This is a genomic window from Borrelia duttonii Ly (assembly GCF_000019685.1).
Lineage (GTDB): Bacteria > Spirochaetota > Spirochaetia > Borreliales > Borreliaceae > Borrelia > Borrelia duttonii.
The window spans coordinates 1-11,226 of the sequence record NC_011224.1; the positions used below are offsets into that span (position 1 = coordinate 1).

Genomic DNA, 11,226 nt, shown 5'->3' on the forward strand with positions numbered 1-11,226 from the left:
AACTAGTGGTCACAAAGATGGTGCAAGCGCTAAAACAAGCGGTGATGGTCCATCAAATAGTCCAAAACCTTTTGATGTTGATAATGTTGATATTAATAATGATGTTTATTATGAGGCTAAACAACTAGCGGATATAATAACTGAACTTAAAGACAAAGTTGCAGCAGAAGCAAAGGTAAACGAAGGTCAAAAAGAGCCTGATGATACTCAATATGGTTTAAAAGACACTGTATTTAAATTAATAAAGGATGACAAGAATAAAACTTATGATGATGCTGAAAAGCAAGATACAAGATATAGATTTTATGGGTCTTTGAGCTGGAAAAAAGAAACAATTGAAGGCCTTGGAGAAGTGCTTACAGAAATAGGTAAAAATGCAACTTATAAAGATACTTGGCCTAAAAATCTTGTAGGGGTAGGAGAAAAAGTACAGGGAGTAATTCAGGTTTCATTTAAAGAAATAGAAGACAAAAAAGATAATCTTAATACTCTAAGCCTTGAAAAAATAAATGAACTTAATGATAAAGTAAAAGAACTTGAAGAAGCAAGAACTACCTGGACAACATTTGTAGCTGATTTAATTAAAGATTATAAGGATGATAAAGATAGCATCAAAACTACTGTAAAAAATTTGGTAGATTACCTAACTCCAAAATACACTAATTCTCTTTCTGGGCTTATTAAAAGTAGTGAAAAGTTAGGGGAAGATATTAAGCAAATATTAAAATAAGTACAATAATATAAATAAATATATTAAATATTAAATTTTCAAATTACGGAAGAGAGGCAGAGCTTCTCTTCCATTTTATTATGTACAACTTGTAAACATTTATACATATAAATGCTAAATAAATTTATAAATTATTTTATAAATTATATTGGTTTTTGAACAATATGATATATATTATTATATAATAATGATTATTATAATTTATCTTTTATGATATAATAACTTTAAGGAAGGAGAATATTTATGAGAAAAAATTTTTTTACAAACATTTTTATTTTATTTTTAATAACACTTATAATGGCTGGATGTAGACCTTTAAACAAAGAAGACGGATATGGTGGTGCGGGTCACAGGGATGGTGCATCAAAATCACAAGAAATAGATCTTATTCCACAATTAATTGATGCCTATTCACAACTAATACAATCAGAAGAAGATGATGAGGTAAATGGAGATGTGCAAAAAAATTTACAAAGTGATAAAGAGAAAACAGAACTTATAGCTTTAATAAAAGAAAAAGTTAAAACGGAAATAGAGGTGCTAAGAAAATACAGCAACAAAATTGAAGATAATGAACAGTATGGGATGAAATGGGGAGTATTTAAATTTTTAATAGAGGATAACAACAAACGAAACATTCAATCTGCTGAAAATACGCTTGCAAGAAAACAACTTTATGCATCTTTAGAATGGAATGAAGATAGGCTTAGAAAATTTGGAACAATAATGAACGAGGTAGAAAAGTGTGATCGAGTCGTTGCAAAAACAATATTAGAAACAGGAATGAATTTTGTTCAAGGAAAATTTGAAAATGCAATAATTAGTATTGATGATAAGGATCAAGATTTAGATAATTTAATTCTTAAGGAACTAAAAGATATTAAGAAAAATCTTGATCTAATTGATAGTTTTCGAAAACAATGGATCAGTTCTGTTGATAGCATTATTTCTGAATATGATTCTAATACTGGTGACATACAAAAAGATAGTCAAGCATTAGTAAAGCGTGTAAATACTGAATACAAAGAAATATTTGAAAATAAAATTGCTGAAATTAAAAAGGCAGTCGATGATATTCAAACTATATTAAAATAATTAAAATAAAACTTTACAAATAACTCAAATCTTATAGAGAGGAAATAACTTTTTTCTCTCTATTTTTATTGCAATTAAACATAAAATTACAAAATGACAAAGCATATTTTATTGTTCACCCAAACAATATATTATTTTATATAAATTTTGTTTTTTTATACTTTTTACTGTACAAATAATAATTAATCTTATATAATACATATTACATTGTAATACTTATTACATATTATATTATGCATATAATTTAACAAGTTTTAAAATTTGTGCTTCGTCCATTCAAAACAAACAACTTAACCATCAGCTGAGCATTTTTAGGCTGATGGGTGGCTTGACCTTTTTATGACAATATGTGGGAATTAGTTTCCTTGAATATTGTCATATGCTATTACTCATCATATAATAAAATTATTATATTATAATATTTTTTTAGTATATTATAATATTTTTATCAAAGGGCATAAAACCTAAATTATATTTTAACTCCCAGATTCCATCAGCAGCTTCATACATAGCTTTATATGCAGAATAAACCTCTTTTCCCGGTTCAACTATCTTTTTAATTTCATCAACCATCTTAACTTCGTCAATATGTTTTTCGGCCAACAATATTTGATCCTTAAACTTTAAAATAACATCTTTTCTTTTATTCATTATATCATTTAATTGATCGTATATTTTATTAATCTCTTCTGCAGATTTAAAACGAGCTAAGTTTTTGTCGTGTAAACATTTATATAAAAGATTATTAGTAAAAAATGTCATATCAAATAATTTATTAAGTAAACTTAGAAGTAGGCCTGTATATTTTTTGGTTTTAGGTTGTTTTATTTTAGTTGTTGATTTTACCATCATTTGTTCATGATAATGCTTATATGTTGCTTTTGGTATTTCTTCATCATCTTCATAATAAGTAATATTTGCTTCATTATTATATCTTGGTGGGTACCAATAAATACTAGACAGTTTCTCAAGCACTTTTTTTAGGCTATCAATAATATGATCATCATTTTCTAATGAGGTATAAATATAGTTATACTCTTCTGTTTTTTCATAATCTGATAATGATTTTATAAGTGTTTCAATTTCCTCAGTATTTTTTATAGTCCGATTAGGGTTAATTTTACATTGTTTCTTGTATTGATCTATGCTTTTCTTTAATCTAATATAAGCTTTATTTTTGGAGTCTAATGCATTATAGTTTTGAACTGGTGGGTTTGGCTTTGGTATTTCTGTTTTAATTACAGGTAAAGCAGAGGATGGTATGACGACAGGGGGAGGGATTATTACCTTTTTTGCAGGAGTCACTATTTTTTTTGATGACAGATCTATTTTTTTATTTTCTTGGCCATCTACATAATCACCTGATTTACAAGATATTGTTATAATAACAAATAAATATAAATTAATTTTAACTTCTCTCATATATTCTCCTTTTTGATGCCTATAGCATTACAACACATAAATATAATAAACTTATGTCATATTAATATTATTAAAATATATCAAAATACTTATTCTAAACTTACCTCCATTTTTTCCTTCATTTAAAAAAGAATACAAAATTTAAATTATTTTGGTTTTATTATAATTTTACTTTTGTATTCAAAATTTCTAATAATAAATATTTAGTTTGCACGATTTACATTAGCATCATATAATATAATTATTAAAAATGCCAGTTTTATACGTTAATCATATAAAATTGGCTAATAATTATATTATAATTTTTTTATTTTTTATAATTTAATTGAAGATAGTAGTTATAAATACTTAATAAACAAAAAAAATTTACTCGTCAATATATATCAGAGAAATTTCTTTATGAATAGCTTAATACCATCATCATTAAAATTTGTTATCATAATTCCAGAAGCCAATTTGGATTTATCTAGTAAAACATTATTATAGTTAGTGAGATTCACTTTGCGCTTTGCAAGTAAGTTGCGACCTTTATTCAAGTTCAAAATAAAGTCTTTGATATTTTTTACCAAATTATTGTAAAGATGATTTGCTTTATTTATTAGTACTATACGTAAATTTTTTGTATTTTCAGTTAAAAGGGAATGTAAATTTACATTTTTACTATATACCTCATATGTCACAAAATCTAATTTTTAGAAACTAAATGGTTCACAAGTTTCTTGATTGATCTTTTGCTTAATTTGCATACTCTTTTTGTTTTGTTGGTTCAACCGATCTATCTAGAGAACATCCAATAAACAAATTTGAAATACCTACAATAAAAAATAATATAAATATTTTCATTATTAAATAATCTCCTTTTATATAACAAGTAGATAATGAATAAACAATTAATTTTATTGTTTTAAGTAAAAGCAATTTATTAATAATTCTAACTATTATTGCTATAGTTAATATTATAATAAATTTATTTAAAATCTAAATAATAAATAATTAAGAGCTAGATCATTTTATGATATTTTTACAAAAGTCATTAAATATATGATTCATAAAAATAAAAGCCGAGCCACCACCTGATCCAGCTCTCCTTTTTTTTTAAAAAGTATTGACTGGTATTTATTTGTAAATCAAAGTTAGTAATACATTATAACATTTAATGCTTTATATTTATACAACATAAGACACAATACATTTTTATAACTATTACTATATGTGAATCATTATCAATTGTTACAACCAAATACTATTTTGCTTAATATTATTGGTTATTAAAATTTTAATAACATCCTTTTTATATAAATTTTCTTGTAATTATACTTAAGTGTATACCATTATTTAAAAATAACAACAATATGAGTAAATGAATACTTTAATTTAAATAAATATTTGGTACTCATAATTAAAAGCAATATATAAAATATGTATAACAAAAAAAGCCAGCCTGCATCTTTAAATCAACATTTAAAATACGCAAACTGGATCAGGTGGTGGCTCAACCTGTAATATTTATTATACTTAAATAATATAAAATTTGCAACTCAATATTAAACAATATTCAAGTAAAATTAAAATTAGATAATAAATATTATTAATATTAAAACTATTAATATTTAAATAATAATAAAAAAGTATAATTTATATACCTATATTTGAACGTGCTAAAATTTTGACTTTATATCAATTTGCTAGCTTATATCTATAAATACCTCTCTTATATAGAGATAATTTTGCAATATAGTTGTAATGCAATTATCAATTGAACTATTAATTATCCATAAATAGTATTAAATCAACGATTCTATCCTCAATTTTATTACTTAAATTCGTTATATCACTAAAGATAACGAAAAATGGATTTGTGTTGTCTGCCTTAGTATGTGCTAGGCCATGTGCTAACATATATAATGGATTCATTTTTTTTCTAATATCCTCTATAGTGTCAAGTTTTATTAATTCTGTTATCATATTTTCAAATAACTTTAAAAATTTATCCATTTCTAAGTACATATCATCTATGTAGTTCTTAATAGATACAATGCCCCCTATATCATTACTGTTCTTAATTGAAACTAAATTATCATTACTTAAAATTTTACCATTTTCATCTATAACTCCATGTATTATGTTCGCAAATATTTTTAAACTCTTAAGTGTGCCTTCAACATAATGTGTTTCACCTTGTTCAGCAGGTATTAATAACAATTTTTCAAATATCAGTTTCAATTGTTTCATTATTTTAATATCAAATCTGAAACTAATATAAACCTTGTTTTCAAAATTCGTAATATCACAATATTGAGGCTGGCAATTTTGTTCAATTAAAATTTGACGAAACAAACTAGTAAACTGCGCTTTATCAAATTTTTCAGATCTGTAATAATAAAATTCTTTGAGTTTATTAAGACTTGTTTGTAATTCCAGATAAGCTTCTTCTGGTGTTTTAAAACCTTCAGAAAATTCTGATTCATCTATTTGTTCATTTGTTATTTCATTTTGATTATCTTGTCTTTCTTTACAAGATAACATTAGTGATAAAATTAACAAATTAAATGCAAATATTACTTTAAACATTTTACTAATCAAAACTACTCCTTTATGATTAAATCATCAAATATATTTTTAAAAATACCAAAGATTATTATTTTCTTTGTAAAATTATTTAAAAATATATCAGTAAACTTCTATACATCTTTTCCATATGTAAAAATTAAGCAAATTATTAACATTTTATTTGTTTAATCTTATATTATTTTTTACTTTAAAACAACTTGGGTATTATATAAATATCATCATAAAAGCAATTTGCTTTAAATATTCAGTTTATCTTGTAATCTCTTTAATGCATTGGCATCTAATTTAAGTTTACTTATATCTAGAGCACCAGCAATTGCAACTATCTCTTCATAAGATAATTTACAACCTTTTAAGATATGATTTTTAAAACTTTTAGTGGCAATAGGGACAATTTTTTCTATAATCTCAAGTAATACTTTAGCATATTCACGCATTTCTTTAGATGAATGCTCAGCAACTTCTTTTGATGCATTTAAGGCCGATCTTAATTTTATAAAATGAAAGAGATTATTTAAATCAATTTGCCAATACCATTCGGTATATAAGCTTAAAGGCAAGACAATTCTGGATATTTCTTTTGAGATATTATGATTTATCATGTTTTGATATAACTTGTAAGAAGATTTTTGATTTTCCTTTAAATTATTTAATATTTCCTCTCTAAATTCACATTCAGTTTTTTTATTATCTTGATTATCTGTAACATTGTGTGTATTCATATTCTCTTCTAAAGGCACATAAAACTCTTCTCTAATTAAACTATAAGAACTAGAAACTTCATTAATCCTTGCTGTTCTGTGTCGCATCCATTGTCTTGCAACAAATATTGGGGCTTTTACATAAAATGTAAAAACTACTTGTTCCAATGGACTTGTATGTTCATTTCTGATTAAATAATCAATAAGTTCTCTGTCTTCTCTCTTAATGCTCTCTCCTCTATATGAGATTCTTGCAGCTTGAATTATTCTCTCATCACTACCCATAAAATCAACAAGTTTTATAAAACCTTTATCTAATACTTTATGTTCTATGTTTAACAGATTTTCTTTTTCAATTTTAAAATTCAAAATACAACCCCATAAACTTACACATATTTACTGCATACAACTGAGATTATACAATATATACCATTATATAAATCATTCCATATTTTTTTAACAAAAAAATGTTTTGGGCAAATTTAATTTTTACTTTGTAATATCAATGAATTATTAATTATTTATCAATAGCATTAATTACTATCCTTTTCTCATTAAACAAATTGTTTTTAATATGAATAATATTAACAATGCCAAGAAATAATATGTTATTTCATTTGCTGCATTAAATTATTAACTTTATCTGAAATTTTATTAGGAAAGTCAGATAATGTTTTACTATCAAGACAAAGTTTAACATTATTACAATTTTTATCATTCAGCATCACATCTAACTTTATAAGTGGTTCTATTTTTTTTAAAAGTATTTCTTTAGTATCAGATTTTGATGCATCCTTTATTATTTCTTGAATTATCAAAAATCTTTGTTCTCTTTGTAAAATCATATTGTATAACATATCAGCAAGTTCATTAAGTCCCTCTAAATCTTTGCTAGATGCAAGTGCAGTTAAGGTATTATTATTTAAGATTTTGCCTTGTTCGTCTATCACTTCAAATTCATAACTTGGCAAATGAGATAAACTTTCAATTAAAAGTACAAAATTCTTAACATCAGAATTAGATTTTGACATTAAAATATCTGCTATTGTCTTTAAATTATTTAAAGTTTGAGTATCATATTTTAAGTTGTAATAAACACTATGTCTAAACTCTTCAGTATTCCTTTCTCCCAAGGCTATTTCAAAAATGTCTTTAAAGCTATATTCGTCAAATACTTCTGGTTTGAAATTTAATGAATCTTTAAGTAGTTCTACGCCTATCTCCAATTCAAAATAAGCTTCTTCTGGAGTTGTTGGTTTAGTTTCAGCTTCATTTGATTGATCTCTTGCTAAAATACTATCTGTGGCTTCTGAATTATTTCTTCCATTTTTACAAGATAACATCATCAATACACTAAGTGTACATATTAGCAAATAATATCTTCTTTTCATTAATTAACTCCTTTATGTTCTAGTGATAAAAAACAATTTTGGCATTTATGTTATAATACATAGCATTTTTTATATAGAACATAATATATTACATCTATAATAATATAATTTAATATTATTATCACCATTAATGAAGCATATTATTCATTTGACTTTTTTAAGGTTTGTAATTGGCACTAAGTGAAATAATTTTATAAATTTATTTTTGATATTTGGAATAAATGGTATATATTATTGGATAATTATTTTATTCCGATATTTAAACTTAGTAATTGAATAATTTCATAGTCAAGGAGGGAAATATGAAGAAAAATGTTTTATTATCAGCATTTATGTTGGCACTGTTATTCTTGTTATCATGTGATCTTGATGTTCTTAATAGTTTGTTACTTGAAGCAAGAGAAAAATTTTTAGATGAAAACAAAAATAATAAAGGTTTGTATTTGAAAGATGAAAATCAAAAAGATCAAGAAGATGTTATCATTGGTTTTGAGGGGCATAAAACAATGCAACAAGTTGTTCCAGGTGTAGGACAACCTGTGGCAACTATGAAGCCTGTTAATTCTGAAATTCCAGTGTTGCGATGGTATCCTTATAATCAAGAGGAAAAGATAGAGATAAAGGAAGAAGATTTAATGCCAGATACTGATGACGAAAAAGGAGCTCAAAAAGAAATTGATGATGTAAAAAGTGCTCTTGGGAATTCTAATTTTGATCAATTGATTGAGGAGGCAAGTAAACTTAAGGATGAGTATGCACAATTGGAATCTAGTTTTTATGATATATTCCTAAAACTTCAAAGTAAAATAGGAAGTTATCGTCCTTTAAATAGGAATATTAGGATAAAGAAACAGGAACTAATTCAAGTTTACAATCAGTTGAATAAGGAAAGAAATGATATTGATATGCTTATGATTAAAGTTGATAGTGGCTTTAATGATCGAAGCTCTGCAAAGTATTTTTTTGAGAAATCACAAAAGACTTTGAAAGAAGCTATTACTGAAAGATTAAAAAATAAACATAGGAGTTCCTGGGAAAGAAAAAGAAATATTGATGCAATAGCTAGAAGGTCGAGAAGTGAAGCAGAAAGTTCTTTAAAGCAATTAGAATCTGCTTCTTCTAAGATAGGTGAAGTAATGGGAAGAAAGAAAGATATAGAAGAACTTATTGAAAATGCAAAATCTGTTCTTGGAGGGTTTTAAAAGATAAAAAAATATGTAATAGTATAAATATTATTTTTAACAATAGTATTTAAAAGGAGAGTCTTCTTGTTGAAAGGAGACTCTCTTAGGTTTTATTTAAGAAGTGAATATGAGAAAAAGTATTTTAACAGTATATATGATTAAGTAAAGTAAACAAATGGTATGGTAGAAGAAAGAGTTCAAGTAGTTTCTGTGGCGCCTGTAGTAATCTGTTAATTTATTATCAGAAATTTAACAATAAAAAGTGATGACAGGTTATTTTTTATATGAATATAGGATCCTTGAAGGAGTTAAGAGTGTTTATGATTGGAAAACGATATTGAATTTTTTAAATCAATATCGTTTGATTATTTTTATTATTGTTTTTTATTTTTACTTTTGACTAAAATCTTGGACTCCTTAATTCATTGTAGTTATGATTAAAATTTCGTTTTTTGAGCAATATTCTGTACAAAAGATAGAATTAGGTTATACATATTGTGAATATTAGTAATAGTGACATATGTTTATTACTAATAAATTAATTTTGTATTTTGGAGGTACGATAGGATGAATTTTGTGTATAGCAGAGTTGTATTGATATTTTGTATAATTTGTTTTGCAAGTTGTGGTTTATTGAAAACTAAGAATAAATCTCGGTTATTGCAAGACCTAAAAAATATTGATTTAAAATCTGATTGGAAAGACAATCTTAAACTTAATAATGATGAACTTGGTATATTAACTTTTTTTATTGATGCATTAAAAGATGAATTACCAAAAACACGTGCCAGTGCAGCTCATTTTAATATTTATTTAAAAGGCGATTTATCTAAAGTGGAAGAGTATGTTAAAAGGTTTTTCTTAAAATTGCATGATAAGGGTAAAGTTAAAGAACTGCTTGGATATATTAAATATGGTAGAGATAATTCACCTAATGTAGAGGGTAGAGATGAAGATCTTGGTATGGATGCAAAAGAACATTATAGGATTGAGGTAAGACTTGCTAGTGTTTTTGATAATTATTTTATGTTTTTAAATCCTCCATCTTCTGGGCCATCTGCTGTTCGATCTGCTAAGTCGCCTTTTGTTGGTGGTGATCCTGAAGATAAAGTATTTGATGATATTAAAGGTGTGTGTTATGAATATAGAAATTCGCATTAATAATATTAATGTTTTAGTTTACAGTAAGAGATAAATTTAAAGTTGTATTTATATGGAAAAGGATTTTTTTACATTTTATTCAATTGATGTAAATTTAATGTTAAATATTAACTTTAAAGGAGAGAAAAATGAAATTCAAAACTAGATATTTGTCTTTGGGATTACTTTTTAGTTTTATCAGTTGTGATTTAATTTTTGACGATAAAATTAAAGAAAAATCTCTAATTTTATTTGATAAGGTGAATGCTGTCTTGGATACTAGTGGACAATCTGTTGAAAATGTCAGGTCTCCGAAGCAAAAAAGAAAAATTGTCAAAAAAAGATTATCTACTAGTGGTAAGAAATCTGCTAATAGTAATTTAGCACAAGATGTATTATCAGATGATATAACTAGTGGTCTTCAATATGATGTGAAACGTGATAATGCACATATGCAAAAGGGATTAGTACTTAAAGACAGTCTTGAAAAAAATGATGTACTTCTTAATGAGAAAGATTTAAATGTTATATTATCAAATACAACATCTGAATTTAGTAAAGAAGATATACAAAAACAAAAATATCAGGATGTAGAGAGTAAAAATTCAATCACTGAAATTTCAACAGGATACAATTTAGATAGTCATTCAAGAATGGTTAATGGAGTATTAACTTCTCTTAATGGAGAGAGTGGTGAATTAAAGGAGACTATTGAAAGCAATGCAATTGAAGTTAATTTTACTATAGACTCTGATTTAGGGCCAAAACATATTTCAGGCTCAAATACTATTGCATACACTGATATAGTAGAGGAAGAAGATTATGATCAATACTATTGGGAAGATAATGAAGACTCTTGGGAAGATAAGGAATTATTGAAAGAAGAAATAAGGCTAGACAACAGATATAAATCTTATCTAGAAAGTGTAAGATATAATGTAGATTCAGCAATTGATACGATTGATAAAATATATAATAACTATATATTATTT

10 protein-coding genes are annotated in these 11,226 nt (G+C 25.3%); 5 read left to right on the forward strand and 5 right to left on the reverse strand.

Annotated features, from left to right (window positions below):
• Both BDU_RS04295 and BDU_RS04300 read left to right on the forward strand, forming a co-directional pair.
• On the forward strand, window positions 1-730 hold a 730-nt coding region (locus BDU_RS04295; protein WP_041177799.1), incomplete at its 5' end, for a complement regulator-acquiring protein.
• 243 nt (window positions 731-973) lie between these two features.
• The gene (locus BDU_RS04300) at window positions 974-1,825 is read left to right on the forward strand and encodes a complement regulator-acquiring protein (protein ID WP_012537728.1); all 852 of its coding nucleotides are present in this window, start codon (window positions 974-976) and stop codon (window positions 1,823-1,825) included.
• A 426-nt stretch (window positions 1,826-2,251) separates the two neighbouring features.
• On the opposite strand, the gene BDU_RS04305 is transcribed toward BDU_RS04300, so the two are convergent.
• From BDU_RS04305 to BDU_RS04325, 5 genes are all read right to left on the reverse strand, one after another.
• Window positions 2,252-3,247, reverse strand: coding sequence for a hypothetical protein (locus BDU_RS04305; protein ID WP_012537729.1), 996 nt, complete (start codon window positions 3,245-3,247; stop codon window positions 2,252-2,254).
• A 383-nt stretch (window positions 3,248-3,630) separates the two neighbouring features.
• Window positions 3,631-3,927: a hypothetical protein gene (locus BDU_RS04310; RefSeq protein WP_041177800.1), complete on the reverse strand. Its 297-nt coding sequence runs from the start codon at window positions 3,925-3,927 to the stop codon at window positions 3,631-3,633.
• A 1,084-nt stretch (window positions 3,928-5,011) separates the two neighbouring features.
• Entirely contained in the window at window positions 5,012-5,830 is an 819-nt protein-coding gene (locus BDU_RS04315) for a hypothetical protein (RefSeq protein ID WP_012537730.1), read from the reverse strand.
• 224 nt (window positions 5,831-6,054) lie between these two features.
• Entirely contained in the window at window positions 6,055-6,888 is an 834-nt protein-coding gene (thyX, locus tag BDU_RS04320; protein WP_012537731.1) for an FAD-dependent thymidylate synthase, read from the reverse strand.
• A 239-nt stretch (window positions 6,889-7,127) separates the two neighbouring features.
• Complete coding sequence (locus BDU_RS04325) at window positions 7,128-7,910, reverse strand: hypothetical protein (protein ID WP_012537732.1); 783 nt, start codon at window positions 7,908-7,910, stop codon at window positions 7,128-7,130.
• Between the two features lie 302 nt (window positions 7,911-8,212).
• Here BDU_RS04325 and BDU_RS04330 point away from each other — a divergent pair, with 302 nt between their 5' ends.
• The 3 genes from BDU_RS04330 to BDU_RS04340 all read left to right on the forward strand — a co-directional run.
• A complete protein-coding gene (locus tag BDU_RS04330) occupies window positions 8,213-9,112 on the forward strand; it encodes a P12 family lipoprotein (RefSeq protein ID WP_143705839.1) in 900 nt (299 codons plus the stop codon).
• A gap of 549 nt (window positions 9,113-9,661) precedes the next feature.
• Window positions 9,662-10,255, forward strand: a complete 594-nt coding sequence (locus BDU_RS04335) for a hypothetical protein (protein ID WP_012537734.1) — start codon at window positions 9,662-9,664, stop codon at window positions 10,253-10,255.
• Between the two features lie 128 nt (window positions 10,256-10,383).
• Window positions 10,384-11,226: hypothetical protein (locus BDU_RS04340; RefSeq protein ID WP_012537735.1), on the forward strand; the 843-nt coding region annotated here is incomplete at its 3' end.

Coding starts and splice junctions, on each gene's coding strand:
- BDU_RS04300 (WP_012537728.1), top strand. CDS start 974: ATGAGAAAAAATTTTTTTACAAACATTTTTATTTTATTTTTAATAACA.
- BDU_RS04335 (WP_012537734.1), top strand. CDS start 9,662: ATGAATTTTGTGTATAGCAGAGTTGTATTGATATTTTGTATAATTTGT.
- BDU_RS04325 (WP_012537732.1), bottom strand. CDS start 7,910: ATGAAAAGAAGATATTATTTGCTAATATGTACACTTAGTGTATTGATG.
- BDU_RS04305 (WP_012537729.1), bottom strand. CDS start 3,247: ATGAGAGAAGTTAAAATTAATTTATATTTATTTGTTATTATAACAATA.
- BDU_RS04330 (WP_143705839.1), top strand. CDS start 8,213: ATGAAGAAAAATGTTTTATTATCAGCATTTATGTTGGCACTGTTATTC.